Genomic DNA, 26215 nt, shown 5'->3' on the forward strand with positions numbered 1-26215 from the left:
ACCCCAACGCCCCGGATCCCTCCCCCCGATGCAGACCCATCTCGCCCCGGAATTCCAGGACACCCCCGAAGGGCAGACCGCCGAGGCCATTCTGCGGCGCTGTGTCCACTGCGGCTTTTGCACCGCCACCTGCCCCACCTACCAGTTGCTGGGCGATGAACTGGACGGACCGCGGGGCCGCATCTACCTGATCAAGCAAGTGCTGGAGGGCGCCCAGCCCACGCGGGCCACCCAGCAGCATCTGGACCGCTGCCTGACCTGCCGCAATTGCGAGAGCACCTGCCCCTCCGGCGTGCAGTACGGGCAACTGGTGGAGATCGGCCGGCAGGTGGTGGACGCCAAGGTCGAACGCCCGCGGCAGGAACGGCTGCGGCGCTGGCTGCTCAAGGAAGGGCTGACCTCCTCGCTCTTCAAGCCCGCCCTGCGCCTGGGCCAGGCCTTCCGGCCCTTCGTGCCGGCCGCGCTGCGGGACAAGGTGCCCGCCCGCCCGCCGGCGCGGGCCCATCTCTGGCCGCAGCACAGCCATCCCCGCAAGGTGCTGATGCTGCTGGGCTGTGTGCAGCCGGCCATGCATCCCAACATCAATGCGGCCACCGCGCGGGTGCTGGATGCCGCCGGCATCCAGACCCTGGTGGCCGATGAAGCCGGCTGCTGCGGCGCCCTGCGGGCCCACCTGGGTGACCACCATGGCGGGCTGGATGATGCCCGTCGCAACATCGACGCCTGGTGGCCGATGGTGGACGGCCACAACCAGCCGGTGGAGGCCATCGTCATGAATGCCTCGGGCTGCGGCGTGCAGGTCAAGGACTACGGCCGGCTGCTGGCCCATGACCCGGCCTATGCCGAGCGTGCGGCCAAGGTGTCGGCCATGACCCGGGACCTGTGCGAGCTGCTGCCGCCCATGGCCGCGACGCTGGGCCGGCGCTTGCGGCCCGGTGCCAAACGGCCCCGTCTGGCCTATCACCCGCCTTGCACCCTGCAGCACGGCCAGCAGATCCGCGGCGGGGTGGAAGGGATGATGCGGGAGCTGGGTTTCGAGATCTCGGTCGCGCCGATGGACAGCCACCTGTGCTGCGGCTCTGCCGGGACGTATTCGGTGTTGCAACCGACGCTGTCCAAGCAGTTGCGGGACCGCAAGCTGCAGGCCCTGGCGCCGCTGGCGGCTGACGTCATCGTGTCGAGCAACGTCGGCTGCATCCAGCATCTGCAGGCAGGCTGTGAGACGCCCGTGCGGCACTGGATTGAAGTGCTGGATGACGCCTTGATGCCCTGAACGCGCGGCGGGCCGGCCACGGATCACCGCTGAATCGTCGCTTTCTTGCGTCGTTCGGACCCGAATGGCTGCCAAATCGAGAAAGAAGTCGCATCCAGGAGGCTCCTCTCCGGGCAAACCCCGGCATGCGCAGGGCCCGGCGCCCGCACAATCGCGGGCAATAACAGGAGGGGAGCGCGCAAGCGATCCAATCAGAAAACGGAACGGGCCGGTCACCATGTGGGGACCGGCCCTTTTCCTTTTTGGTGCGGAGTGCCTCACTGGTGCAGCCTGCGCCCGGCCCGTGGACGCCCCGGTGCCGCCAGGGGCCCGATCGGGCCATACTGCGCCGGTCACGTTTTCACCCCTCCCCGTCATGACACAGACCCGCCGCTCCTGGCTGGTGCTGCCCCTGCTCGCGGCTCTGGCCGCCTGCGGCAGCCCGGCACCGTCCAGTTCCGCCTCGTCGTCCGGTTCGACCGGGGCTTCGTCCGCCGGAGCCGCCACACCCGCGCCGTCCGCCCAATCGGGTGGCTCGGCGGGTCGCACGGGACCGGTGGCTGCGGCCCGGCCGCCCAAGCTGATCGTCTTCATGGCGGTCGATGGCCTGCCGCTGCGCCAGGTGCTCGGCTACCGGGACCAGCTCCAACCGGACGGCTTCCGCCGCTTCCTCGACCGGGGCACCTGGTTCTCCAATGCCTATTACGGTCATGGCTACACCGTGACGGCCGCCGGCCACTCCATCATGCTCAGCGGCGCCTATCCGCAGCGCAGCGGCATCATCGGCAATGAGTGGCGCGATCCGAAGACCGGCGCGGTCGTCTACAACACCGAAGACACGCGCTACCGCTACATCAACCACGAGACCGACCCTCACGCTGGCACCAGCCCCGCCAACTTCAAGGCGGAAACCGTGGGTGACGTGCTGCGGACGGTGCGGCCCGGTGCGAAGGTGATCGGCATCTCGGGCAAGGACCGCGGCGCCATCCTGCCGGCCGGCCACAAGGGCACGGCCTACATGTACATGAGCAGCGACGGCCAGTTCGCCTCCACCACCTACTACATGGACCGCCATCCGGCCTGGGTGGATGCCTTCAACAACACCCGCCCGGCGGACGCGTTTTTCCACAAGTCCTGGACGCTGCTGCTGCCGGAATCGGCCTATTCGCGCAGTGCCCCGGACGGTCAGCCCTGGCAGAGCAACGAGGGCAACGGCAACCGCCTGCCCGCGATGATGGGCGCCGGGCTGGACAAGCCGGGGCCCAAGTTCTACGCCGGCCTGCTGCCCTCCCCCTTCGGCGACGAGCTGACGCTGGCCTTCGCCCGCGCCGCCATCGAAGGGGAACAGCTGGGCGCGGACGACCAGACCGACATCCTGAGCGTGAGCCTGTCCAGCCACGACTATGTGAACCACGCCTTCGGCCCGGAGTCGCGCCTGTCGCACGACCATCTGCTGCGACTGGACCAGTATTTGCAGGGCTTCTTCCAGTACCTGGATGCGCGTGTGGGCCGAGACAACTACCTGCTGGCCCTGACCGCCGACCATGGCTTCATGGACACGCCCGAATGGGCGCAGCGCCAGGGCCGGGAGGCCGGCCGGGTGAACCCGGCGCAGTTGATCGCCAGCCTGAACAAGGGGCTGTCGGAGCGCTTTGGGGAGGGTCGCTGGATCACCAGCTTCTCGGCCACCGGTCTGCTGTTCGACGAGAAGCTGATCCAGTCCAAGGGGCTGCGCAGCGACGACGTCTACGCCGCCGCCAAGGTGCTGGCCGAGCAGGTGCCGGGCATCCAGGCCGCCTTCACCCGCGCCCAGCTCGCGGGCGACGACACCGCCACGCCCTATCTGGCGCAGATGCGTCGCTCCTGGCATCCGGACGTGGCAGCGCCGCTGCAACTGGTGCCGCGGCAGGGCTACATGTTTTCCAGCCGCACGACCGGCACGACCCATGGCTCGCCCTATGAGTACGACAACCATGTGCCGCTGCTGACCTGGGGGCCGGCCTGGGTGGGACAGGGCGAGGTGACGGCCCGGGTGGAGATCGTGGACCTGGCGCCGACGCTGTCGCGCATCCTGGGCATTGCCACGCCGGCGCAGTCGCAGGGGCAGGTGCTGCCACTGCCGCTGCCCGGTGGAGCGACCGCAGCGCCCCCCGTCGCACGCTGACGGGCGCATGCAGACCGTTGCCCCGGCCGGGCGACGGTTTCAAGCGGCCATCAAGACTGTTTCCCGGCTTGCTGGCTTCCTCCGGAGGCGCTCGCCGGGAATGATCTCCAGACGCATCGTGACGTCACGGTGACTGGAGACCTCTGCAATGACCGGCAACCAACGCCGCGCCGTCCTGCTCGGCGGCGCCTACGCTCTGCTCGGTGGCCGCGCCACCGGCGCTTCCCCCGACCGTGCGCCCATCCGACTGGGCGTGATCGACCTGAGTTTTCACCGCGCCACCGCCGCCGTGGTGACCGCCCTGCTGGAGCGGATGGGCCACCGCGTGGAACGCCACTTCGCCCTGCATGAAGCCTGCTTCGACCTGCTGCGCACCGGCGCGGTCGATATGGTGGCGTCCGCGTGGCTCAATGCCAGCCACGGGGTCTACCGGGCTCGGGTGGACGAGGTGGCGCCTACGCGGGCGCTGGGCCTGCACTATCAACCGTATGCGTTCTGGGGCGTGCCCGACTACGTGCCGTCTTCCATCGTGAGTGGGATCCAGGACCTGCTGCTACCGGAGGTCCGTGCGCGCATGCATCCGGTCATCCAGGGCATCGGGCCTGGCGCCGGCATCAGCCGGTTTTCGGTGAAGGCGATGGAGGCTTATGGGCTGAGGGAGGCCGGTTATCGCTTCCAGAATGGGTCCGAGGAAGACTGCTTCACCGCCTTCGAGCAGGCGGTGGCGGAGCAGCAATGGCGGGTGGTGCCGCTGTGGCAGCCGCAGTTCCTGCACGCCCGGCACAAGATCCGCGAGCTGAAGGATCCCCGGCAACTGTTCGGGGGCGTGGACCGCGCGGTGCTGCTGGCGCGGGAAGACCGCCTGAAGGCCTTGCCCGAGGACACCGTCCAGGCCCTGGACCGGATGCGTCTGTCCAACGGCATCGTGTCCGCGCTGGACCTGGCCATCAGCCGGCTGGGCCAGTCGCCGGACGAGGCGGCCGCGGAGTGGATGCGCGAGCATGGGGATCGGTGGCAGCCGTGGCTGGAGCGGGCTGGCAACTGACCAAGCATTCAAGGCGCGCGCCAAGGGCTTGTGATGTGGCGAGTTCCCCCACAAACTCTCGTGCATGTCGCAATCAATCCGCATCTCCGACGATCTCTCCGCGTTGGCCGAGCAGGCCAGTCAGGCGCAACAGATGGAAGTTTGCGCGCTGTTGAGAGATGGACTTCCTTCGCTCCAAGAGCGTCAGCTCAAAGACGAGGAAGATGTCTCGGCCGGTTTGCGAACAGCACGTAGCCTTTGGGCGGTCCAGAAAGGAGATCTAGAGGGATACCGTTTCACGCACAGTAAAACCTCGGAATTCGAAAAGGTCGGGCAGGGATGGTGAGGCGGCTCTGGCCCTCCCGGTTGCTCTCCCCGGCCATTCAACCGCGCCATGCGCCATTCATCCCTCGGGATGGCCACGCGTCACGCCTCTCCTGTAGGCTTGTCACTCTTTGCCCATAGGCCGCTCCCGAGCCGCCTGTGGGCGACGCATTGGTGACCATCGTTCCGGGAGACAGCCGTGCTGGGCTGGTTTGAAAAACTCGTTGACCCCTTCCCCACCGGCCCGGCTCCGCAGCCGCCGCAGGGCTTCTTTCCGTTCGTCTGGGCGGCCACCCGCGGCATCCGCGGGCTGCTCCTGCTGCTGACCGTCCTCACCGCAGGCATTGGCGCCTTCGAGGCGCTGCTGTTTTCCATGCTCGGCTCGGTCGTGGACTGGCTCAGCGCCGTGCCAGCCGCCCAGTGGTGGTCCACGCAGCAGCATCACCTGCTGCTGCTGGCCGGCATCCTGTTGGCCAGCCCGGTTCTCATCGCCCTGCAGGCGATGGTGAAGTACCAGGGCATGTCCAGCAATTTCCCGATGCGGCTGCGCTGGAACTTCCACCGCCATCTCCTGGCCCAGAGCATGAGCTTCTACCAGGACGAGTTCGCCGGCCGCGTGTCGGCCAAGCTGATGCAGACGGCGCTGGCCGTGCGTGAATGCGTGATGATCGTGACCGACATCCTGGTCTTCATCACCATCTACTTCGTCACCATGCTGGGCGTGGTGGGCAGCTTCGACCTGCTGCTGCTCGCGCCCTTCCTGGGCTGGCTGGTCTGCTATGTGCTGGCGCTCATCTTCTTCGTGCCGCGCCTGGGCAAGGCCGCCGCCGCACAGGCCGATGCCCGCAGCCTGATGACCGGCCGGGTGACCGACGCCTACACCAACATCAGCACCGTCAAGCTGTTCTCCCACAGCCAGCGCGAGGCCGGCTTCGCCCGCGGCGCCATGCAGGACTTCCTGGGGACGGCCTATCGGCAGATGCGGCTGATCAGCGGCTTCGAGATCGTCAACCACGCCTTGTCCATGGGCCTGATCGCCTCGACCGCCGGCATGACGCTGTGGCTGTGGACCCAGGGGCAGGTGGGCGTGGGCGCAGTGGCCGCGGCCACCGCCATGGCGCTGCGGCTCAACGGCATTTCCCACTGGATCATGTGGGAGATGGCCAGCCTGTTCGAGAACATCGGCACGGTGCAGGACGGCATCACCACGCTGTCTCGCCCCATCGCCATCACCGATGCGCCTGACGCGAAGACACTCACCGTCAGCCGCGGTGAGGTGCACTTCGACGCCGTGGACTTCAGCTACGGCGGCAAGAAGCCGGTGCTGCAGGGCCTGTCCCTGCACATCCGCCCCGGCGAAAAGATCGGCGTGGTGGGGCGCTCCGGCGCGGGCAAATCCACGCTGCTCAACCTGCTGCTGCGCTTCTACGACGTGGAGCGGGGCCGGGTGTTGATCGACGGCCAGGACATCGCCCAGGTCACCCAGGACAGCCTGCGGGCGCAGGTGGGCATGGTGACGCAGGACACCAGCCTGCTGCACCGCTCGGTCCGCGACAACCTGCTGTATGGACGGCCCGACGCCACCGAGGAGGCCATGCGTGCCGCCGCCGCGCGTGCCGAGGCCCAGGACTTCATCGACGGCCTGACCGACCCCAAGGGCCGCAAGGGCTATGACGCGCATGTGGGCGAGCGCGGCGTGAAGCTTTCCGGCGGCCAGCGCCAGCGGGTGGCCATTGCGCGGGTGATGCTCAAGGACGCGCCCATCCTGCTGCTGGATGAAGCCACCAGTGCGCTGGACTCGGAAGTGGAGGCGGCCATCCAGCGCAGCCTCTACCGGTTGATGGAAGGCAAGACGGTGGTGGCGATTGCGCACCGGCTGTCCACCATCGCGGCCATGGACCGGCTGATCGTGATGGACCAGGGCCGCATCGTCGAGCAAGGGGACCACGCCAGCCTGCTGGCCGCCGGCGGCCTGTATGCCAAGCTGTGGGCGCACCAGAGCGGCGGCTTCCTGGTCGAGGACGACGTGGACGATACGGCGCAGGAAGCGGCGGACCCGCGGCGCTCCTCGGCCACTGCGTCCCCGGACGCGGCCCGTGAGGGCGCCTCTGGCACCCGCCGTGATGCCGACCGCGATTATGTGGAGGACGCCGCAGACTGACCGTTGTCGTACCCAGGCCCCCGTTGCCGCTGACACGCCCCCCCGGGAAGATGGCGGGTTGATCAATGGGGGACATTTGCGTTGAAACTCGACATCCATGCCTTCGTGCCGGGGCCGTTCCAGGCACACGGGCAGATCGAGATGTGGCGGGAAGGGCCGATCATCCGCCTCCGCGCCCAAGGCCCGTTCAACCGGGAAGCCGTGCTGGGGCTGCGTCGGGCCATGGTGGACCTGCTGCAGGGCGACCCGCCGCCGGCGGCCTTTGGCTATGTGCTGGAACTCACCGGCAGCATGATCACGTCGCCGGAATCCATGGAAGAGATGGACCGGTTCCTTGAGCAAATGGCCGCCCTGCGCCAGCCCCCGCAGGCCGTTGCCTACGTGGTGCCGCCGGAGGTGGAGGCCCGCGACATCATGCTGCCCCTGATTGAAGCCATGTATCGGCGACACGGACGCCGTTTTGGTGCCTTCGACACCCTCGCATCCGCCTGCGACTGGACCCAGCAGCAACTGGTGTCCGGCCCGGATGCCCAGGCGCCAATGGATTCCGAGTGAGCCAGCACCAACTTATCCTTACGATTAGGTAGAACGGGCGCCACCCGTTCAAGGGGTGCACCGGCTTGGCGTCGGCGTGCCTTGTATGAAACACTTCCATCGCAGCCCGCAAACCGCGGGCGGCTTGAGCATCCGCCCCTCTTTGCGGGCACGTGCACTCGAAAGCTGAGCATATGGATCACCACAGCGACTCACAACAGCCATCGGCCCCGGTGCCGAATGCCGGCCCCATGGTGTCGTCGCGCCGCCGCCGCTTCCTGCAGGCCGGCGTGCCGGTGGGTCTGACCCTGGCCAGCCGTCCGGTCATGGCCTGGCACTGCAACACCACCTCGGCGTGGGGCTCGGCGGTGCTGCGCAATGGCGGCGCCAGCGTGCAGGCCCGTGCCGCTGCTGCGGTGCTGACCAATACCGAATGCTGGACCATCAGCAACTGGGTGAACAACTCGGTGCGTGCAGCCGTGTCGAGCTCGCCCCCGTGGAGCTTCGTGGCCACCTACTGGTATGCCGGCCGCTCGGTGAACTATTGCAAGAACAATCTGACGGTGGCCAAGGTGTTTCCGGGGGGGCTGAAGAATGTGTCCCCCAACGCCAAGGTGTCCGACCTGTTTGCGGCCAACGCCGGCAGCTACGCCACGATGATGCTGGTGGCCCGGCTCAACACGATGTTCGCCGGCCACAACGTGGCGCAGTGCGTGGTCTCGTCCACCGGTGAGGACATGCTGGTGAAGATGGCAGCCCTGGGGCCCAACAGCTTCAAGCCGAACAACGCCGGCAGCACCGCTCCCTGGACGGAAAGCGACTTCCGCAACTATCTCTACAGCAATTACCTTGTGAGCTGATGGCGCTCACGGCGACGTGGCGCTGCGCACATCCCGCGTCTGAGGTGCTGCGCGCCTGGGAAGGCGAGCAGCACGCGGTCTTTTTCAATCCTGCCAGCGGGGACACCCACCTGATCGCGGCCCTGGGGGCCCAACTCGCGGAATGGCTGCGGGACACGCCGATGACGCGCGAGCAGTTGCTGGTCCGCCTGACCCACGACGTGGACTGGGACGACACGCCCTCCCCCGAAGCGATGGCCGACCTGCTGGACCTGCATCTGCGTCGCCTGGTGGACATTGAACTGCTGGTGCAGGAGAGCGGGCCGTGAAACTCGCCGAGCTGTCCCGCGACGACGTGCGCCGCCAGTTGCGCACCGACGGCCTGGCCTTGCGACTCGCCCCGTTTTCGGTGAAGGTGCGCTCCGATCTGCCGCACCTGGCCGACGAACTGGTCGGCCTGTATGACCGCTTTGAGCTGGTCCCCGATCATGACTTCATCGACTTCCATGTCGCGGTGCTGCGCAGCCCGCACTGGCGGTCGCGGCTGATGGGCCGGGCGGAGTTCTGGTTCGACGGACAGCGCTCCTTCACCCCGCTGCCCGGCGCCCAGGCCCTGGCCATGCTGGAGTGGGGCATCAACTGGTGCATTGCCGCCCATGCCCACCAATACCTGCTGATCCATGCCGCCGTGCTGGAGCGCGGCGGACGCGCGCTGGTGATGCCGGCGCCGCCGGGCTCCGGCAAAAGCACCCTGTGCGCTGCACTGGCCCATCGCGGCTGGCGGCTGCTGTCCGATGAGCTGGGCCTGCTGGACCTGCGCACCGGCCTGCTGCACGGCATGGCGCGGCCGATCAATCTCAAGAACGCTTCCATCCCGCTGCTCAAGGCCTTTGCGCCGCAGGCGCGCTTCAGTGCGTCGATGCCCAACACCACCAAAGGCACAGTGGCGCTGGTGCGCGCCCCGGAGGACGCCATCGACCGCCGCAGCCTGCCGGCCCAGCCTGCCTGGGTGGTGCTGCCGGCCTGGCGGGCGGACGGTCCGGCGCAACTGATGCCGGTGGAGCGGGCCCAGGCCTTCATGGCGCTGGCCGAGCAGAGCTTCAATTACGACCTGCATGGGCAGGCCGGATTTCAGGCGGTGGGCCGCCTGGTGGATCAGTGCGACTGCTACCGCTTCGAATACAGCCATCTGGACGAAGCCGTGCGGCATTTCGAATCACTGGCTGAGGGGGCGGAATGAGTGCCCAGTTGCAGGCCGGCGCCCTGCCCGCGCCGCAGCACTCGCCAGCGCCCGATCAGCCGCTCCTGGTGCGGGTGCTGCTGTCCCCCACGCTGGCCTCGACCCTGTCCCTCACCGAGTGGGATCTGCTGCTGCGCCAGGCGCGGCGGGCCAACCTGGCCGGCAAGCTGGCCCACCTGGCCCGGTCGGGGGGATGGCTGGACGACCTGCCCGCCCCGGTGCAGCCGCATTTGCGCTCGGCGCTGCTGCTGTCGGAGCGCCAGGCGCAGATGCTGGCCCGCGAGGCCCGTTTTCTGGCGCAGGCGCTGTCCGAGCTGACGGGGCCGGTGGTGCTGCTCAAGGGCGCGGCCTATGCGCTGGGCGGCCATGCCCCCGCCCCCGGCCGCATGTTCACCGACATCGACCTGCTGCTGCCTGCCGCGCAACTGCCGCGCGCCGAGATTGCGCTGATGGTGCACGGCTGGGATTTCGATCCGCTGGACGACTACGACCAGCGTTATTACCGCGAATGGATGCATGAGCTGCCGCCGTTGCATCACCGGCGCCGGGGCACCTCGCTGGATGTCCATCACAGCCTGCTGCCGCCCACGGCCCGCACGCCCCTGGACACGGCCGCACTGTTTGACCACCCCCGGCCGCTGCCGGGCCACCCGGGCCTGTTCGTGCTGCCGCCCGAGGACATGCTGCTGCACAGCGCCACCCACCTGTTCCACGAGGGCGAACTGCCCAACGGCCTGCGGGACCTGTTCGACCTGGATGCGCTGATCCGCGAGTTCAGCGCCTCGGAAGGCTTCTGGCAGCGGCTGCTCCAGCGGGCCGAACGAATCGGCCTGGCCCGTCCGCTGGCCCTGGCCCTGCGCTACACCCGCCGCTGGCTGAACACCCCGGTGCCGGACGAGGTCATGGACGCACTGGCCCCCCAGGTCCGGCGCTGGTCGCAGCCCTTGCTGGACGCTGCCTACCGCCGCGCCCTGCGCCCCCCGCACGACAGCTGCCGCCTGCCGGGGCAAGGGCTGGCGGAGCTGGCGCTGTATGTGCGGGCGCACTGGCTGCGCATGCCGGTTCCGCTGCTGGCCCGCCACCTGGGCCGCAAGGCCTGGAGCCGTCTGACCGCTGCGCCCGCTCCGATCCAGGATGGGCCAGGCCACGGGGACGGGGCTGGGGACAGGGCTTGAGCGCGCGCCAGCGACGGGCCAGCCCGCTCAGCGCGGACGCACGCTCGCGCCTGGCTTCGACAGATCCAGCGCGGCCGGCCGGCGCAGGGGCCTGAAGGCACTCGCCGCGCTTGCACGCGCGCCCTGAAGCGGGGCCGCCTGCGACGGGCACTGTCCGGTGGCACGGAAGCTCAGTGCAGTCGCCAGCAAGCCCTCCGCTGGATCTCCCAGCGCATGCGTCAGGTCATCGAGGGCCTCACAGCCCGGCAGGCCCGTCGGACCATTGCCGCCGGGCTGGAAGCCGGCGGTGTAGTCGCCAAATCCTTTGGCGTTGCGCGCCTGGACCTCGATGGCGAAGGTGGCGGAACCGCAATTGTTGACACCCTCGAAGCCGTAGGGCTTGCCGCAGGTCGTGCCGCCGATCTGGACCACCTCGACATCGACACCCCGAAGCCCGTTGATCAGCAACTCGCTGGCGGAGCAGGTGCCGGGACCGGTCAGCACGAACAGGCGGCGAAGCTGCAGGGAAGGGAGCGGCTGACCCCGTTCGCAGCGTTCGTCCCCCTCCTCGCAGGTCTTGGTGAGGAAGGGCATCACGTCGCTCGCTGCAGTGGCCATGCGCGCGGCATTCCGGCGTGGCTGGTTGAACGTCTTGCCGGTGGTGCTGCTGCCCGCCACCATGTAGGCCAGTTGGCTGGCGATGAAACCCAGGCCTCCCGGGTTGTAGCGCAGGTCCAGCACCAGATCCCGCACCTGGGCCGCCGCCAGTTGCTCAAAAGCCTGCTTCAGGGCGGCCTGAGCCGGGGCGTTGAAGTCGTTGAACAGCATGTAGCCGACCGGCTCGGTCTGGCCTTGCTCCGCACCGAGCACGGAGACCAGCGGCACGGGCTGGGTGTCAAAGCGAGCGGCCACGAGGCGCCGGGTCAGAGGCCCTTCCGGGCGCTGCACGGTGAACGTGGCACTGTCTCCGACTGCGGGGCCCTGCAGTCGCTCTTCCATCTTCTGGCGCAGGGCCGGGTCGGACGACACCAGCGGAGCGTCGTCCAGCGCCAGCAGTTCGTCCCCACGGCGCAATCCGGACCCGGCGGCCGGCCCTTGCGGGTCCACCCAGGTCACGAACACCCGTGGAGGCTCCGTGGGCAAGGCCACGACGTTCAGGCCCCAGCCGGCTTCCTCGCCCGCCATCGACGCCTGCGCCGCGGTCACGTTGACGCGGTAGCTGAAGGGGTCTCGATCGGTGCTACCGCCCGGCCGGATCAGGTCGCCAAACCAGCGGTCCATGGCCGTGGCATGGTCCACCGGCGCGCCTGGCGTTCCCTGGTAACGAACGTCACGAAGGTCCAGGGCCGGCAGGTCCTCACTCCACAGATAGCGCTCCTGCAGCATCGCACGCAGCCAGGCCATTTCCGTGGCCCGTGAACCGGTCCGTTGAGGGGGCGGGGCGTCCGGATTGTCCGGAGCGCAACGCTCGGCATACACGCTGCTGGGCAATGGGGGTGAGGCGGCCGAGGAGGGGGCGGGCGGGGCATCTCCCCCGCCGCAGGCAGCCAGCAACAGCGCCAGGCCTGTGCCGGCCACCGCCGTGCGCAAGAGGGGCCAGCGTTCGGCGGTCAAAGGTTGGCCGCTGGGGAGGGGCGTTTTCGTGTGTCGAATCATGCCCGCTAGTCGGGAGGACTGTGGAGGCAGTTCCCCGCCCGTGGCGAGGGCCGGCCGCGCAGCCGGTCCAGCCTCTGGCGGCAGTTTCCAATGCAGGGTGGGGTCCTACAGGCCTGAAAGGCCCGAAAGGCCCGGTCAGATCAGGCAGGACCGGCCTTTGCTGCGTCAGGCTTGGACCTTCGCTTATGCTCGCAACATGAACAAACCCAAGCCCTTTTCGATGATCCGCGAGTTCCATCTCGCTGACTGGTTTACGCTGGGAAATGCCTTCTGTGGTGTCGGCGCCCTGTTCTCGGTGATGACCTACCTCCAGAACCGCGAACTGCTGCATCTGTACTACGCCTGCGCGCTGATCCCCGCTGCGCTGATCTTCGACGTGCTGGACGGGCGCATTGCCCGCTGGCGGCAGAAAAGCTCCGCCATGGGCCGGGAACTGGATTCGCTGGCCGACGTGATCTCCTTCGGTGTCGCCCCGGCGGTGATCGCCTACGGCTGTGGCATGCAGGGCCTGTGGGACCGCATCATCCTGGGCTTCTTCGTGGCGGCAGGGGTGTCGCGCCTGGCGCGTTACAACATCACGGCGGAGAGCCTGAGTTCCGAGTCCGGCAAGGTGTCCCACTTCGAGGGCACCCCCATTCCGACCTCGCTGCTGCTGGTGATCGTGATGTGGGTGGCGGCCGCCCAGGGCGCCATTGGCGACGCGCTGTGGTTCGGGGAACTGAAGGTGGCGGGCTTCCTGCTGCACCCGCTGGTGCTGATGTTTGCGGTGTCGGGCTCGCTGATGATCAGCCGGATCCGGATTCCCAAGCTCTGACCCTGGCGCGGCGGCAACGAAAAAAGGCGCTCCCTCGGGAGCGCCTTTTGTTTGGCGTCAACAGACCGGTGGATCAGACGATCATGGACGTCCGCCCAGGATGCGGTTGCTGCGCGCCGCCAGCCGCTGCAGGCTCAGCGCGACGCTGTCCGACGACGAGCGGGCCGACAAGGCCGTCGCGCGGTTGCTGCTGCCGGTCGCCTTGACCGGGCAGGTGCCATTGGCGCGGTACTGCAGCGCCGCGGCCAGCATGCGCTCGGACGTGTCGCCCAGCTGGCGAGTGAAGTCGTCCGTCACCGCGCAGCCGGGCACGCCGGTCGGTCCGGTGCCACCCGCCACAAAGCCGTCGGCGTAGTCACCGAAGCCCTTGTTGTTGGTGCCCACGAACTCGATCGGGAAGTAGCTGTAGCCGCAGTTGTCCTTGCCGGTGAAGCCATACGGCTTGCCGCAGGTCGTGCCGCCCATCATCACCACTTGCACATCCACGCCGCGCAAGCCGTTGATGATGGCCTCGCTGGCGGAGCAGGTGCCTTCCTGAGCCAGCACGAACACCCGCTTCAGGTTGAGCGTGGGCAGCTGCTGCGATTGGTTGCTGCACCGGCCGTTCACCAGGATGCAGGAGGTGGTGTAGAAGTCGGTCTTCGAGGCCGAGCTGCTGTTGTCCGACGTGCGCCGGCTGTTGTAGCGCAGCTGTTCGAAGGTCTTGCCGGTGGTGGCGTCCGGGCCGGCAATCATGTAGGCCAGCTCGCTCGCAATGAAAAGGTAGCCGCCGCCGTTGTAGCGCAGGTCCAGCACCAGGTCGGACACGCCCTGGTTCTTGAAGTTCTGCATGGCGGTGATCAGCTGGGCCTCGGCGGGGGCGACGTGGTCGTTGAAGACCATGTAACCCACCTTCGCATTGTCGGCAGCCGTGATGACCTGCGTCTGCAGCACCGGCGTCTTGGTGACGTTGGTTGCCACCAACGTGACGTCGCGGGTCCCGCCGCCGTTGGGTGTCAGCACCAGACGGTGGCTGGTGGCGGCACGCGACGGGAACAGGGCCTCATTGAGCGTGCCCACGCCGGAGGCCGTGGGGTCGTCGGCCGACACGGCATCCGCCGTGACCAGGGTGTCACCACGCCGCACACCGGCCGCAGCCGCCGGGCTGTTGGGTTCCACATAAGCCACCTGGATCTGGCGCGGCGGCGTGGCCGACTGCAGATGCCATTCAATGCCATAACCCAGCGTCACGCCACTGTCGGACAGGGCATTCCACTCGCGGGTGGACATCATGAAGCTGAACTCGTCCTTGGCCTTGTTGCTGGCCGTGCGGGCGGGAGTGCGCAGCGCGGTGAAATAGGCGTCCAGCGCGGTCCCAACGTCCGAGCCGCTGTACTGGGCCGCGGAGGGGTCCACATTGGGCACTTCGTCGCGCCACAGGTAGGCCTCGTCCATGTAGGCGCGGACCCAGTTCTTCTCAGTCGTCAGGCTGGCCGTGCGCAGGCCGGCGGCCGCTTCCAGGTTGCTGGGGGAACACTGCTGCGCGAAGCTTGCGCTGCCCGTGCCGCTGGGCGGCGGCGTTGAGCTGCCACTGTCCGAACCACCACCGCCGCCACAGGCTTGCAGAACCAGAATCGCCACCGCGCCGGCCACAGCCAGACGGGCGCGCCGCAAAGATGCGGGCAAAGTCATTGAACTGTCCTCCCTGAAGATATGGAACCCGTGTTGTATCGGTTTGCCCACATCTGTTAACTGACCTGAAATGATGCGAGCCGGATTTATAGCCCCTAATTCATGGGAGGCAACGACTTAAACATTTGGTTCCAACTTTAGGGTGATGCATGAATCGCCCACGCCCGAGCCGGTGCCGACATCCGTGCCAATACCGGTGCCAAAGCCGGTGCCAATGCCGGTGCCGGTGCCGTCAGCCCTGCTGCCAGGCGTCGCCGGCGGCCAGGCCTTGCGGCGACTGGAGTCGCTGTCGCGCCGCCGCATCGTTCAGCAGCCAGCATCGCCACCAGTCGGTCGTGACCGAGCGGATCACCGCCGCATGGTGGTCCGCCAGGGCCACCGGCGCTTCCGGCCGGCCGCGCCCCGCCAGTCGGGCCGCACGTCCGGCACCGACTTCCCCGCTACCGCCGAAGGTCTGGTGATCGGCGCCCTCCAGCCACAACTGCGCCTTGGCGCCCGGGGGCAGATGCTCATACACGGCCCGGCGGTAGTCGCCGGAGCGCTCGCTGCCCAGTGGGTCACCGTCCAGGCTGCCGGTCATGCAGAGCATCGGGCGGGTGATGGTGCGAAGGCCGTCGGGATTGGACCCGGCCGCCGGACTGAAGGCGGCAAACGCCTTGAAGCGGGGCTCGGCCAGATCGCTGCCCAGCCGGGCCGGGAAGGCACGACCGGCCACCGCCAGGGTGGTGTGGGCGCCAAACGAATGGCCGGACATGCCCAGCGCATCCGGCCGGATGCGGGCCCAGCCGGCCTCGCCCGCCTGCTGAAGCTGCAGGAGCTGGGCCACGGCGAAGCGCACATCCCGGCAGCGGGCCAGCAGTTGCTCGACGCTGGCCGCCGCCTTGACGGCCTTCAGGCCGCCGGCCCAGATCGCCCGGTCGCTGCCGGCATGTTGCAGATGCAGCGTGGCCAGACCGGCCTCGGCCCAGGCGCGGGACCACTCGGCGCCGCCTTCCAGGCTGCCGCCCAGGCCGTGGGAAAACAGGATGAGCGGGACGGCGCCGCTGGCGACCGCCGTGTCGGGCAGTCGCAGTCGCCACGGGATGTCGCGCTGGCGATCGGGATCGCGCCAGACGCCTTGCGTCACGATGCCGGGCCCGGCGGCGCTGCGGCTCTCCAGTCCGGCTTTTCGACGCGCGTCCCGATCGAGATCACGTGCGCGTGCGCTGCCAGGGACGGGTGCGCCGGGGTCGGTCCCGGTCTGCGCCCAGGTCACGGCAGACCCAGCGGCGGCCACCATCGACAGCGAGGTGGTGCGAAGAAAGTGTCGGCGGTTCACAGGCATGACGCATTGTGCAGAGCCGGCCCGCCGCTGACATCCCCGCTGGCCCGGATTTACCTGCCCATCACCGAAGCGTTACGCCGCAGCAAGCGTCATCCACCCGATCCCCGGGAGACCGGTTCCTCGGCCGACAAGACCGGCTGGACCGGCTTCAGGCGCAAGGCCCAGCACACCCCCGCCACGAGCAGCACCACACCCGCCACCGACACCGGCTGCGGCCAGGCCCCTCGCAGCAACTGGGCATAGGCCAGGGCCGACAGGGTCTCGAACACGATGAGCTGGCCGACCAGCGCCGTGGGCAGTCGCTGACTGGCCTCGTTCCAGCACAGGGTGCCCAGCCAGGACGCGAGCAGCCCCACCGCCAGCATCAGCCCGGCATAGGCCCACGGACGCGGTCCCGCCGGCAGCGCAAAGTCGTGCGGCAGCACCGGCACGCCCGCCGTGTGCAGCCCTGCAAGGACCAGGAAGGCCAGCAGTGCCATCGGCAGCGTCACCAGCCCCTGCGCCGTCGCCCAGGCGCGGGGGCTGCGGTCGGTGTGGGTGCGCAGCCAGTCGGCATTGCGGATGGGGTACCAGGTCCAGCAGGCCACGGCCACGCACGCCAGCAGCGCGCCCTGCAGGTAGCGCCCGCGATCCGCTGCGGCCACGGTCGCCTGCTCCACCTGGTTCACGCAGGCAATGCCAGCGGCCATCAGCAGCAGCGCGGGCGCCAGTTGCGCCCAGCGGTATTGCCCGTCGCGCCTGGCATTACGCCGGTTGGAGCACAGCGCGATCACCACCGGCAAGGTGCCGATCAGCATGGTGGGCAGCGGCCCGCCCGCGCGCTGGATGGCCGCCGACAGCGTGAGGTAGTAGAGGAAGTTGCCGATGGCGCTGAGCCGGCAGGCCGCCCACCAGTCGGACCGGCTCAGCCGCGACAGCTCGCGCCGGTCCAGCAGCGCCAGCGGCACCGCGATCAGGCCGAAAGCCAGGTAGCGCCCGGCGGTGAGCAGCACCGCCGGATAGTCCGGCAGCAGCAGCGGCGCCACGAACACCAGCCCCCACATCAGGCCGGCGGTCAGCGCAAAAAGAAGTCCGATCCCCATGACCGGCAGTGTGCCTGTGGGTCAGCGCCGGGGTCTTGTACCCAATTGCTGCTGGTAGCGGGCGGGCGTGACCCCGTAGCGCCCGGCAAAACTGCGGGTGAGATGCGCCTGGTCCGTCAGGCCGACAGCCGCAGCGACATCCGCAGGTGGCTCGCCGCAGGCCAGGCGGCGCTTGGCCTCGTTCAGGCGCAAAGCCATCAGTGCCTGCTGCGGCGTGGCGTGGTGACAGGCCTTGAAGCTGCGCAGGAAATGGAAGGGACTGAGCCCCGCCACGGCGGCGAGGGTGTCGGTGTCCAGTGTCCGGTCGAGATGGGCGCGCATGTAGTCGATGACCGGCTGGAAGCGCGGCGCGGCCCCGTCGCGCTGCACCGGCGCGCGATGGGCATGGCGGCTGAGCACCTGCACCAAGTCCAGTAATGCACTGTCAAAGGCCAGCGGCTCGCGGGCCTGCCACAGCGTGGCGATCAGCCCGGCGGCCCGTGTGGCGGACGGTGCATCCAGGGCCACTGCCGCATCAAAGCGCCAGGCGGGGCCGCCGTACAGCCGGGTCAGCAGCGACTCCTGCAGGTAGACCATGCGGTAGCCCCAGGCCAGCGGCGTCGCGGCCTGGCCGGTGTGGATATCGTCGGGGTTCATCAGCATCAGGCTGGCGCTGGGCGCCAGATGCTCGCCGCCGCGCCAGCGGAAGCGCCCCACGCCTTCGGTGATGGCGCCCAGGCCGTAAGCCTCATGGGTGTGCGGCTCGAAGCTGTGACGCAGGATGTGAGCACGGTAGAGCTCCACCCCGTCCCGATGGGCGGGGCGGCGGTAGTGGGCGTGATCCTCGGCATGCTCGAACACGGGCGGCATGGCCGTAGTGTAGGGACCTGCCGCAGGGAACGACCGCAGAGAATGGCCGTTGCGATTGGCCGCTACAGCATCCCCGGGGTCATGCCGGTCCAGCGACGGAAGGACCGCCGGAAGTTGCTCTTGTCGTGGAACCCCAGGGAGCGGGCCACGCTGTCGGCCCGCTGCCCGTGCTCGGTCATCAGGTACAGCGCCGCCTGGGCCCGGACCTGATCCAGCTGGGCCTGATAGTGCGTGCCCAGTTGCGCGAGCTGCCGCTTCAGGGTCGCGGGGCTCACCCCGAAACGGCGCGCACAAGCCTCCAGCGTCGGCGGCTCGCCGAGTGCGGCCAGCAGGCAGTCGTCCAGCGCCGCCAGTTGCCCGCGCCACAAGGCTTGCGGATCGGCCCCCTGGGCCAGCGCATTGGAGGCCATGGCGGAAGGACGGGCCGCCGCCGGCCAGGGCACCAGCGCCTCGGACTTGGACAGCCGCATCGCATCCGCCTGGCAGCCGAATTGCAGATCGGTGCCCAGATGGGCCGCATGCTGGGACAACTCCCGCGGGCGAGTACGGTTGAAGCTGAACCGCCACGGCAGCGGACGACCGCCCAGCCAACGGGCCATGGCGGTGACGGCGGTCATCTGCATGTCCACCAGCAGCGGCTGCAAGGGCGCGGGGGCACCACAGGCCGGCGTCCAGACCAGCAGCAGGTCGTCCTGGGTTTCCAGCAGGCGGGGCGTGAGCAGCGGCGACAGACGCGCTGCATACGCGCACAGCAGCTGCAGCGCCTGTCGCAGATCGGTGGCCTGCTGCAGTGCCTGGCTGGCCAGGCCGTAGTGCCCGGGCAGGCTGAGCTGCCCCAGCACAAAACCCACATCGCGCGCTTCCCGGTGCAGGGCGGCCAGCAGGCTCAGCAGTTGGCGCGGCGACAGCAGTTGTCCGGGCGACAGACCCAGCGGCGTCAACCAGTCCTGTGGGCCCAGCCCGCGGCTGTGCGCAAACTCCGCGAGCAGCGCGCCCTGGTAGGCCCAGGGAATGAAGGCGGTGTCGGCGCCGTAATGCGGCGGCTGGCCGGCCGGCAGGCTGCGGCGCAACTGGGCCAGCGCCTCGCTCACTGCAGTTGCTCCACCAGGCGCAGCAATTGCGCTTCGGCGTCCAGCACCGGGTCCAGCATCGTCTGCGCCATGCGGGCTTGCAGACGCGCCCGGGTGCGGCCGTCGGCGCAGGGGTGGACATGCGTATTCATCGTCGCCAGCAGGTCCTGCGGCAGCGTCCGGTCGGCATGCGGCAGCAGCGCCACGAAGCGGTCGGCCGCATACCGGCACAGCAGATCGCCCGGCCGCATCTGCAGCAGCAGCAGCGCACCGGTGCTCTGCAGGAGGCGGTCTGCTTCGGCCAATCCATGCTGGCGGGACAAGACGGCCAGGTCGGTCCAGCCCAGCATCACCAGCAGCGCGGGCTCGCCGCGATGCTGCTGCTGGCGCAACTGGTCCAGCAGATAGGCGCCGTCGCCCAGTTGCGTCAGGCGGTCGATCTGCGCGTGTTCCCGATACCCCCGTTCGCGCCCGCTGCGCAGCGCATTGAGCGCCAACTGCTCCTGACGCCACAGGTGCAGGCCCCAGGTCAGCCCGATCATGCCGATCAGCTGGAAGCCGGACTCCATGCCCAGCAGCAGGGTGTAGTCCCGCGGCAGCTTCCAGAATTCGTCCATCAGGTCGGCCCAGCCGCCCATCAGCATGCCCGAAAGACCCAGGCACAACCAGGTGGTCACGCGTCCCCCGGGGCGGCTCGCCCGCAGTTGCACCAGCCACAGGGACAGCATGCCCACCACCAGCGACTCGCTGAGAATGTCGATCCAGCGCCAGGCGGTCACCGGCTTGGCCACGGCCCAGTGGGCGAAGAGCCAGGTGATGCCGCACATCATCAGCATCAGCGCATGACCGAAATGACGCGAACCGGCCACCGGGGCCAGCACCAGCGGCGGGCGCGGCAGGACAAGTTTCATGGCGCGCGATGCTAGGGAGGGTTTGTGACAGTTCATGGCGCCGCGACGGCGGGGGGTGCAAACAGCTCACGGCGGTGGGCTCGATGCGCTGTACGGCAGCGGGCATGGCGTGGATGCCGCACTGTCATGCAAGCGCCATGCGGGGTTCTCACCATCCGGCCCCATTGCTGACTCCCGGACTGCCTTCCATGCGTACACCGCCCCGCCCCACCCTGCTGGCCCTGTGCCTCTCCAGCCTCTGGCTGACGCCGGCCTTGGCTCAATCGACAGCGCCGGCGCAGGCTGCGCCCTCCCCTGCGGCGGCGGCGTCGGCTGCATCGAAGACTGGCGCGAGTGCGAGTGCGGGTGCGAGTGCGGGTGCGACCGCCAGCCCCCAGAAGCTCGACACCGTGGTCACCGTCGGCCAAGCGGCCGCGCTGCGCTCCGCGCTGGACAAGCAGACCGCCGCCGCCGGCATCGTGAACGTGGTGCACGCCGACGGCATCGGCCAACTGCCGGACAACAATGCCGCCGAGGCACTGGCCCGTCTGCCGGGCGTGTCGGTGGAGCGGGACCAGGGCGAAGGTCGATTCATCCGCGTGCGCGGCCTGGGGCCGGACTACAACATGGTCACCATCAACGGCGCCGTGGCTCCGGCGTCGCAGTCCGACCGTCGCGCGCCCGGCCTGGACCTGGTGCCGGCCGGCCTGATCCGCTCGCTGGAAGTGGACAAGACGCTCATGCCCGAACAGGACGCCAACTCCCTGGGCGGTACCGTCACCGTGCGCACGCTCAGTGCGTTCGACCAGCCGGGGCGGCTGTTCACCCTGGAGGCCGGCGTCAACCACGATGCCAACGCCAGCCAGACGCGCCCGCGCGGCTCGGTGGCCTTTGCCGACCGCTTTGCCGGCGGCACGCTGGGCCTGGCCGTGGCCCTGTCCGCGGATCAACGCCGCTTCGCCAGTGACAACGTCGAGACCGGCGGCGATTGGTCCGACGGCAAGCTGGGCAGCTTCGAGCTGCGTCGCTACGAGATCACCCGCGAGCGTCTGGGCGCTGCCCTCAACCTGGATTACCGCCCGGATGCCAACCGCAGCTTCTACCTGCGCAGTTTCAGCAGCCGCTTCAACGACGAGGAAAACCGCCAGTCGATGAAGGTCGCCTTCAACAGCCCCCAGGCGCCGAGCGAGGTGGGCGCCGGCACTGTCAGCCGCGGGGTGAAGCAGCGCCGTGAGATCAACAAGTCCTCGGCCGTGGTGCTGGGCACCGAGTGGACGCAGGACGTGTGGAAGGCCTGGGCCGAAGTGGGCGCCGGCCGTGCCAGCGAGGACAAACCCGACACGCTCAGTTCCTCCGCCTTCACCGCCGACTTCACCGGCCTGGGCTACACCAGCACCGAACGTCCGATGCCCACCGTGGTCAGCGGGCTGAACGATGCCGGCAAGTACAGCTTCAACAAGGCCAAGATGGAGCAGAGCCACGCCACCGACCGCGTGCGCCATGCCAAGGTCGATCTGCAGCGTGAGTTCGATGTGGCGGGCTGGGACCTGGACCTGAAGACCGGCCTCAAGGCCACCCGGCGTGACAAGGACAACGCCCAGGAAGTGTTCGCCCCCACCGCCAAGCTGCTCAAGAAGGCGCCCTACAACCGGACCTCGGCCCAGTTGAAGATGGGCAATTTCCTCACCGGTGAGGCGGTGGACTTTCCGTGGACCGATTTCGGCCCCGGCATCGATCCGGGCGCGGTGCGCGGCCTCTATGCGGCTTCGCTGAAGGACTTCCGCGATCCGGTGGATTCCGAAGTCAACGACTACGCCATGCGCGAGCGCACCGACGCCGGATACCTGCAGGCCAAGCTGGAACAGGGTGGCACGCAGTGGATCGCTGGCGTGCGCGGCGAGCGGGTGCGTTTCGAGGCGGACGGCAAGTCGTCGGTCGATGACAAGATCGCCCCCACCGCCACCCGCAACAGCACCCACCGCTGGCTGCCGGCGCTGTTGCTGCGCCAGCAACTGGGCGCCGAGACGGTGCTGCGTGCCGCCGTCACCCATACGATGGTGCGTCCGTCGTTCGACCAGCTCAGCCCCGGTCTCACGGTGGATGGCGACGAAGCCACGCTGGGCAATCCGCAGCTCCAGCCGCTGCGCTCCCGCAACCTGGACCTGGGCGTGGAGCGCCGACTCGGCAGAGACGGCGCGGTGTCGGCCTACGTGTTCCACAAGCAGATCCGGAATTTCGCCTTCCAGACCGACATCGCCGGCACGCCGGGATGGGAAGGCTTCAGCCATGTCGAGACTTATGCCAATGGCGGCGCGGCCTCGGTGCGGGGGCTGGAACTGTCGTGGAGCCAGGCGCTGACCACGCTGCCTGCGCCGTGGAACGGGCTGGTGCTGGGCGCCAACGGCAGCTTCGTGCGCTCGCGGGCCAGCATCGGGGCGTATGACGGCGGCGTGTACACCACACGTCGGATCACCCTGCCGAGCCAGTCGGACCGCAGCATCAACCTGAGCCTGGGCTGGGAATCGCCGGCCTTCGCCGCGCGGCTGGCGCTGAACCACAAGTCGCCGTATCTGCTGGAGGTGGGCGATGTGCTGGATGCGGCGCAGGACCGCCGTGTGGATACGCAGAACCAGCTGGATGCGTCGATGCGCATCCGTCTGGTCAAGGGTGTGGACCTGAATCTGGAAGCGCTCAATCTGAGCAACGAGCGCTACTACGTCTACCAGGGCGACAAGGCCCACAACGTGCAGTACGAGCGCTACGGTCGTGCCTACAAGGTCAGCGTGAAGCTGGCGATGTTCTGAAGGAGCCGCCCTTGAGCAGGATCACCAAAGTGGGACCTCGGGCAACGGGCCGCAGCTGGGTCGCGTCCGCCGCGCTGGCGGCTTGCCTGATGCCATGGACGGCGCAGGCTGCTACAGCGATGCAGGGAGATGGACAGCCGCAAACGCCTTCGCTCGCGAATTCGCAGTCGCAGTCGCAGTCTCGGTCGCAGTCGCAGTCGCAGTCAGAGCGCCAGTTGCAAACGCCGTTGCAGGCACAGACGCTGGAGCTGGCCAAGTCCGGCCTGCGTCTGCTCGACGCGCAGGGTCACGTGCAGGCCGAGCTGCCGATGCGGGCCAAGCGCTGGGACCAGCGCCGCCTGCCTGACGGGCGTACCGTGGCCCTGGTGCAGGACGCGGACAGCGGCGCCCTGCGGCTGATCGAGGCGCGGCGCGGCCAGCTGGAGGAGCGTCGTCGCTGGGACGGACCCGCCTTCAATCTGGAGGCGCTGTGCCTCTACCTGCCCCCCGCGCAGCCGCTGCTGCAGGCCTTTGTGCTGGGCGATGACGGTATTGGGGAGCAGTGGCTGGTCGACGAGCAGGGCTTCCCTGACACGTCTGGCACGTCTGGCACGTCTGGCATGTCCGGTGCGTCTGGTACGTCCGGTGCGTCTGGCGCGGCCCGGTCGCCGGTGATGCGGCGCGTCGCCAGCGTGCCCGATGCCAAGGGCTGCGCCGTGCGGGATGAGGAAAACCGGCTCTACGTCGCCGAGGCCGGTGTGGGCCTGTGGGCCCAGAGCGCCGATGCCGAGCGGCATGAACGGCGACTGGTGGCGCCCGGGCTGGCCCCGGCGGACCTGCCGCTGTGGATGTCCGCCCATGCCGCCGAGCGCCCGGCCGCCATCCCGGTCGTGCAGCCCAGCGCCCAGACCGTACCCGTGCGCGGCAGCGGCGATGCGGCAGACGACCCGGCCATCTGGGTACATCCGCGCAAGCCGTCGGCCAGTCGCATCCTCGGCACCGACAAGAAGCTGGGCCTGGGCGTGTATGACCTGCAAGGCCGCGAGACGCAGTTCCTGCCGGTCGGGCGGGTGAACAACGTCGATCTGCGACAGGGTCTTCGTTATGGCAAGGCCACCTGGGACCTGGCGGTCGCCTCCCAGCGGGACCGCAAGACGGTGGTCGTGTTCCAGATCGATGGCGCCGGGCACCTCACCGCGGCCGCTGAGCTGCCCACCGGGCTGGACGAGGTCTACGGCATCTGCAGCGGCCGTAATCCTGACGGTGGGCTGGATATCTTCGTCAACGACAAGGATGGACGGGTGCAACAGCTGCGCTTGCAGCGGCAGGGCAGCCACTGGACCGGTCAGCCGGTGGCGCAGTTCCGGCTGGAGACGCAGCCGGAAGGCTGTGTGGTGGACGAGGCCGGACAGCAGCTGTTCATCGGCGAGGAGAAACGTGGGCTCTGGCGCATTGCGCTGGAGTCGGACGGCCGCATGGGCGCGGCGCAGCTGATCCTGCCGGTCGGGGACATCCTGACCGCGGATGTGGAGGGCATGGCCGTGCACCGCAGCGCCAAGGGCGCGTGGCTGGTGGTGTCGGCGCAAGGGAGCGACAGCTTCGTCGTGCTGGACGCGCAGCCGCCGCATGCCGTTCGAGGCCGGTTCCGGGTGGGGCTCAATGCGGCGCTGGGCATCGACGCCGTGTCTGAAACCGATGGGCTGGATGTGACGGCGGCCAACCTGGGCGGTCCCTATGGAGAGGGGCTGCTGGTGGTGCAGGACGGCCACAAGCGCTGGCCGCTGGGGCGTCAGAACTTCAAGCTGGTGCCGTGGACGGAGGTGCTGCGGGTGATGCCCTGAGCGGGGCGCAGCCACGCACGCTCTGAAGCCAGGCGGATCGACTCGCGGCGATGCCGTGAACGCGGCAGCAGCCGGCGTGGGTCGCCCGCTCCTGCCGCGTGAGCCGATTGCTCAGGCGGCGCGGGCGCGCAGGTTGTCCCGCGCCATCTGGGCGAGTTCAGCGCCCCGTGTACTGCCGTCCGGAAATGCGGAAGCGCCGATTTGCAGCCGCACATGCATCAGCTGACCGTCTCCCACGCCGTAGGAGCCGCCCAGCGCCTGATGCAGCCGGTGTCGGACGATCTCGGATTCCGGCGCGCCCGCATCGATCAGCAGCACGGCAAAGCCGTTATCGCCGACCTGCACCACCGCATCGGTGCCGCGCACCCGGCTGCGCAAACGGCGGCCCACCGCTGTCATGAGACTGGCCTGCTCCTGAGGCGGCACCAGCGCCTGGGCGGCCTCCACCGCCTCGGCCTCCAGCCACATCACCGCCAGCTTGGCGCCATAGCGCCGGCACTGCGTCAGTTGCCGGGTGATCATCAGTCCAAATTCACCAATGGAATCCACCCGCGGAATGGTCAGTGCGGGCACGTGACGCACCGGCTTGACCGGCGCCGCCTCCACAGGGCGGTCCTCTGCCGGGCAGGCTGCAGCGCTTGAATGGGAAGAACTCATCTGAACGACTCCGGACCGGGACTGCCACGTCCTTGTGCGCAGCTCCCTCTTTGCCGCGCGCAAGGTGAGGGCACGACCTGCCTATAGCAGCCCGTGTCATCCGGCCTCCCTTGCCACATCTCAAAGTCGTGCCCTCCTTTATCAAAACGGGCTATCGGGATGTCACCCGACATCCGCAGACCACAATTTGCTCAGTGAAAACCCTTGGTTGGGGGTCAGATTGTGCGCTTTGACAGCGAACGGGACCGGTCACATGTAACAGATTCATACAGTGCCGGTAGAGTCCGGGCCCATGACGGAGATCACCCAATTGCTGCAAGCGGCCAGCCAAGGCGACCGAAAGGCCGCCGACCTGGTCGTGTCCCAGCTCTATGGGGAGTTGCAGCGGCTGGCGCGGCAGCGGATGCGGCTGTCCGGCAGCGTGACGCTGCTGGACACCACGGCGCTGGTGCATGAAGCGTGGCTGCGGCTGGCGGGGGCGCAGGCCAAGAGCTTTCCGGACCGGCGCCATTTCCTGGCGTATGCAGCGCGGGTGATGCGCAATGTCGTGATCGACGTGGTGCGCGCACGACGTGCGGAGCGACGGGGCGGCGACCAGCTGGAACTGACGCTCAATACGGCGGTCATTGAAATGGGGCCGCAATCGGACGACAGCATTCTGCGCATTCATGAAGCGCTGGATGAACTCGCAGAGGTGGAACCCCGGCTGGCCCAAGTGGTGGAGATGCGCTACTTTGGCGGCTTGCTGGAACAGGAAATCGCCGAGGCATTGGGCGTGACGGAACGCACGGTGCAGCGCGATTGGCAGAAGGCAAGGCTGTTTCTTTCCATCAGCCTGAAAGATTGAGGCTTGCACACTGACGGCATTGCCCAATACAAAAGAAAA

22 protein-coding genes are annotated in these 26215 nt (G+C 68.6%); 14 read left to right on the forward strand and 8 right to left on the reverse strand.

What is annotated here, in order from left to right; translation table 11 throughout:
• Positions 1 to 28: 28 nt before the first annotated feature.
• The 10 genes from glcF (at position 29) to DES44_RS18030 (ending at position 10713) form a co-directional block, all read left to right on the forward strand.
• Entirely contained in the window at positions 29 to 1273 is a 1245-nt protein-coding gene (glcF, locus tag DES44_RS17990; RefSeq protein WP_058933424.1) for a glycolate oxidase subunit GlcF, read from the forward strand.
• Between the two features lie 355 nt (positions 1274 to 1628).
• Positions 1629 to 3416 (forward strand): alkaline phosphatase family protein, encoded by a 1788-nt coding sequence (locus DES44_RS17995; protein WP_058933423.1) that lies wholly within the window; start codon positions 1629 to 1631, stop codon positions 3414 to 3416.
• A 148-nt stretch (positions 3417 to 3564) separates the two neighbouring features.
• The gene (locus DES44_RS18000; RefSeq protein WP_083525237.1) at positions 3565 to 4461 is read left to right on the forward strand and encodes a glycine betaine ABC transporter substrate-binding protein; all 897 of its coding nucleotides are present in this window, start codon (positions 3565 to 3567) and stop codon (positions 4459 to 4461) included.
• Between the two features lie 64 nt (positions 4462 to 4525).
• Positions 4526 to 4786 (forward strand): hypothetical protein, encoded by a 261-nt coding sequence (locus DES44_RS24735; RefSeq protein ID WP_147307131.1) that lies wholly within the window; start codon positions 4526 to 4528, stop codon positions 4784 to 4786.
• Positions 4787 to 4963: 177 nt separating this feature from the next.
• Positions 4964 to 6925 carry an ABC transporter ATP-binding protein gene (locus DES44_RS18005; RefSeq protein ID WP_083525236.1) on the forward strand — a complete coding sequence of 654 codons (1962 nt, stop codon included), beginning with the start codon at positions 4964 to 4966 and terminating at the stop codon, positions 6923 to 6925.
• Positions 6926 to 7006: 81 nt separating this feature from the next.
• Positions 7007 to 7480, forward strand: a complete 474-nt coding sequence (locus DES44_RS18010) for a hypothetical protein (protein ID WP_058933422.1) — start codon at positions 7007 to 7009, stop codon at positions 7478 to 7480.
• A 173-nt stretch (positions 7481 to 7653) separates the two neighbouring features.
• Entirely contained in the window at positions 7654 to 8319 is a 666-nt protein-coding gene (locus tag DES44_RS18015) for a hypothetical protein (RefSeq protein WP_116001698.1), read from the forward strand.
• The gene (locus DES44_RS18020) at positions 8319 to 8627 is read left to right on the forward strand and encodes an HPr-rel-A system PqqD family peptide chaperone (RefSeq protein WP_058933420.1); all 309 of its coding nucleotides are present in this window, start codon (positions 8319 to 8321) and stop codon (positions 8625 to 8627) included. The genes DES44_RS18015 and DES44_RS18020 overlap by 1 nt, the downstream gene beginning before the upstream one ends.
• A complete protein-coding gene (locus DES44_RS18025; RefSeq protein ID WP_058933419.1) occupies positions 8624 to 9538 on the forward strand; it encodes an HprK-related kinase A in 915 nt (304 codons plus the stop codon). The genes DES44_RS18020 and DES44_RS18025 overlap by 4 nt, the downstream gene beginning before the upstream one ends.
• Positions 9535 to 10713 (forward strand): nucleotidyltransferase domain-containing protein, encoded by a 1179-nt coding sequence (locus DES44_RS18030; protein ID WP_058933418.1) that lies wholly within the window; start codon positions 9535 to 9537, stop codon positions 10711 to 10713. The genes DES44_RS18025 and DES44_RS18030 overlap by 4 nt, the downstream gene beginning before the upstream one ends.
• Before the next feature lie 27 nt (positions 10714 to 10740).
• Here the strand turns inward: DES44_RS18030 and DES44_RS18035 are convergent, their stop codons facing one another.
• Positions 10741 to 12348, reverse strand: a complete 1608-nt coding sequence (locus tag DES44_RS18035) for a S41 family peptidase (protein WP_083525235.1) — start codon at positions 12346 to 12348, stop codon at positions 10741 to 10743.
• Positions 12349 to 12544: 196 nt separating this feature from the next.
• Between DES44_RS18035 and pssA the strand changes: the two genes are divergently transcribed.
• Positions 12545 to 13162 (forward strand): CDP-diacylglycerol--serine O-phosphatidyltransferase, encoded by a 618-nt coding sequence (gene pssA / locus DES44_RS18040; RefSeq protein ID WP_058937124.1) that lies wholly within the window; start codon positions 12545 to 12547, stop codon positions 13160 to 13162.
• An 81-nt stretch (positions 13163 to 13243) separates the two neighbouring features.
• Here the strand turns inward: pssA and DES44_RS18045 are convergent, their stop codons facing one another.
• The 6 genes from DES44_RS18045 to DES44_RS18075 all read right to left on the reverse strand — a co-directional run bounded on the left by DES44_RS18045 (position 13244) and on the right by DES44_RS18075 (position 20069).
• A complete protein-coding gene (locus DES44_RS18045) occupies positions 13244 to 14833 on the reverse strand; it encodes a S41 family peptidase (protein ID WP_083525234.1) in 1590 nt (529 codons plus the stop codon).
• 232 nt (positions 14834 to 15065) lie between these two features.
• A complete protein-coding gene (locus DES44_RS18055; RefSeq protein WP_058933416.1) occupies positions 15066 to 16157 on the reverse strand; it encodes an alpha/beta hydrolase family protein in 1092 nt (363 codons plus the stop codon).
• A gap of 89 nt (positions 16158 to 16246) precedes the next feature.
• A complete protein-coding gene (locus DES44_RS18060; protein ID WP_058933415.1) occupies positions 16247 to 17239 on the reverse strand; it encodes a DMT family transporter in 993 nt (330 codons plus the stop codon).
• 21 nt (positions 17240 to 17260) lie between these two features.
• Positions 17261 to 18088, reverse strand: a complete 828-nt coding sequence (locus tag DES44_RS18065) for an AraC family transcriptional regulator (protein WP_058933414.1) — start codon at positions 18086 to 18088, stop codon at positions 17261 to 17263.
• Between the two features lie 62 nt (positions 18089 to 18150).
• Complete coding sequence (locus DES44_RS18070; RefSeq protein WP_232309905.1) at positions 18151 to 19179, reverse strand: AraC family transcriptional regulator; 1029 nt, start codon at positions 19177 to 19179, stop codon at positions 18151 to 18153.
• Positions 19176 to 20069: a GGDEF domain-containing protein gene (locus DES44_RS18075; RefSeq protein WP_058933413.1), complete on the reverse strand. Its 894-nt coding sequence runs from the start codon at positions 20067 to 20069 to the stop codon at positions 19176 to 19178. Before DES44_RS18075 ends, DES44_RS18070 begins: the two co-directional genes overlap by 4 nt.
• A 188-nt stretch (positions 20070 to 20257) precedes the next feature.
• Here DES44_RS18075 and DES44_RS18080 point away from each other — a divergent pair, with 188 nt between their 5' ends.
• A complete protein-coding gene (locus DES44_RS18080) occupies positions 20258 to 22852 on the forward strand; it encodes a TonB-dependent receptor (protein ID WP_170156695.1) in 2595 nt (864 codons plus the stop codon).
• Positions 22853 to 23067: 215 nt separating this feature from the next.
• The gene (locus DES44_RS18085; RefSeq protein ID WP_211326942.1) at positions 23068 to 24672 is read left to right on the forward strand and encodes a phytase; all 1605 of its coding nucleotides are present in this window, start codon (positions 23068 to 23070) and stop codon (positions 24670 to 24672) included.
• Positions 24673 to 24783: 111 nt separating this feature from the next.
• On the opposite strand, the gene DES44_RS18090 is transcribed toward DES44_RS18085, so the two are convergent.
• Positions 24784 to 25329 (reverse strand): diguanylate cyclase domain-containing protein, encoded by a 546-nt coding sequence (locus tag DES44_RS18090; RefSeq protein WP_083525231.1) that lies wholly within the window; start codon positions 25327 to 25329, stop codon positions 24784 to 24786.
• 292 nt (positions 25330 to 25621) lie between these two features.
• On the opposite strand from DES44_RS18090, the gene DES44_RS18095 reads away from it, so the two are divergent.
• On the forward strand, positions 25622 to 26176 hold the full coding sequence (locus DES44_RS18095; protein WP_058933409.1) for an ECF-type sigma factor: 555 nt from the start codon (positions 25622 to 25624) through the stop codon (positions 26174 to 26176).
• Positions 26177 to 26215: the final 39 nt, after the last annotated feature.

The organism is Roseateles depolymerans, assembly GCF_003387155.1.
Lineage (GTDB): Bacteria > Pseudomonadota > Gammaproteobacteria > Burkholderiales > Burkholderiaceae_C > Roseateles > Roseateles depolymerans.

Bases quoted from the DNA above. Each gene is read 5' to 3' on its own strand.
- glcF (WP_058933424.1), top strand. From the start codon at position 29: ATGCAGACCCATCTCGCCCCGGAATTCCAGGACACCCCCGAAGGGCAG.
- DES44_RS17995 (WP_058933423.1), top strand. From the start codon at position 1,629: ATGACACAGACCCGCCGCTCCTGGCTGGTGCTGCCCCTGCTCGCGGCT.
- DES44_RS18000 (WP_083525237.1), top strand. From the start codon at position 3,565: ATGACCGGCAACCAACGCCGCGCCGTCCTGCTCGGCGGCGCCTACGCT.
- DES44_RS24735 (WP_147307131.1), top strand. From the start codon at position 4,526: ATGTCGCAATCAATCCGCATCTCCGACGATCTCTCCGCGTTGGCCGAG.
- DES44_RS18015 (WP_116001698.1), top strand. From the start codon at position 7,654: ATGGATCACCACAGCGACTCACAACAGCCATCGGCCCCGGTGCCGAAT.
- DES44_RS18020 (WP_058933420.1), top strand. From the start codon at position 8,319: ATGGCGCTCACGGCGACGTGGCGCTGCGCACATCCCGCGTCTGAGGTG.
- DES44_RS18030 (WP_058933418.1), top strand. From the start codon at position 9,535: ATGAGTGCCCAGTTGCAGGCCGGCGCCCTGCCCGCGCCGCAGCACTCG.
- DES44_RS18035 (WP_083525235.1), bottom strand. From the start codon at position 12,348: ATGATTCGACACACGAAAACGCCCCTCCCCAGCGGCCAACCTTTGACC.
- pssA (WP_058937124.1), top strand. From the start codon at position 12,545: ATGAACAAACCCAAGCCCTTTTCGATGATCCGCGAGTTCCATCTCGCT.
- DES44_RS18045 (WP_083525234.1), bottom strand. From the start codon at position 14,833: ATGACTTTGCCCGCATCTTTGCGGCGCGCCCGTCTGGCTGTGGCCGGC.
- DES44_RS18055 (WP_058933416.1), bottom strand. From the start codon at position 16,157: ATGCCTGTGAACCGCCGACACTTTCTTCGCACCACCTCGCTGTCGATG.
- DES44_RS18060 (WP_058933415.1), bottom strand. From the start codon at position 17,239: ATGGGGATCGGACTTCTTTTTGCGCTGACCGCCGGCCTGATGTGGGGG.
- DES44_RS18065 (WP_058933414.1), bottom strand. From the start codon at position 18,088: ATGCCGCCCGTGTTCGAGCATGCCGAGGATCACGCCCACTACCGCCGC.
- DES44_RS18075 (WP_058933413.1), bottom strand. From the start codon at position 20,069: ATGAAACTTGTCCTGCCGCGCCCGCCGCTGGTGCTGGCCCCGGTGGCC.
- DES44_RS18080 (WP_170156695.1), top strand. From the start codon at position 20,258: ATGCGTACACCGCCCCGCCCCACCCTGCTGGCCCTGTGCCTCTCCAGC.
- DES44_RS18090 (WP_083525231.1), bottom strand. From the start codon at position 25,329: ATGAGTTCTTCCCATTCAAGCGCTGCAGCCTGCCCGGCAGAGGACCGC.
- DES44_RS18095 (WP_058933409.1), top strand. From the start codon at position 25,622: ATGACGGAGATCACCCAATTGCTGCAAGCGGCCAGCCAAGGCGACCGA.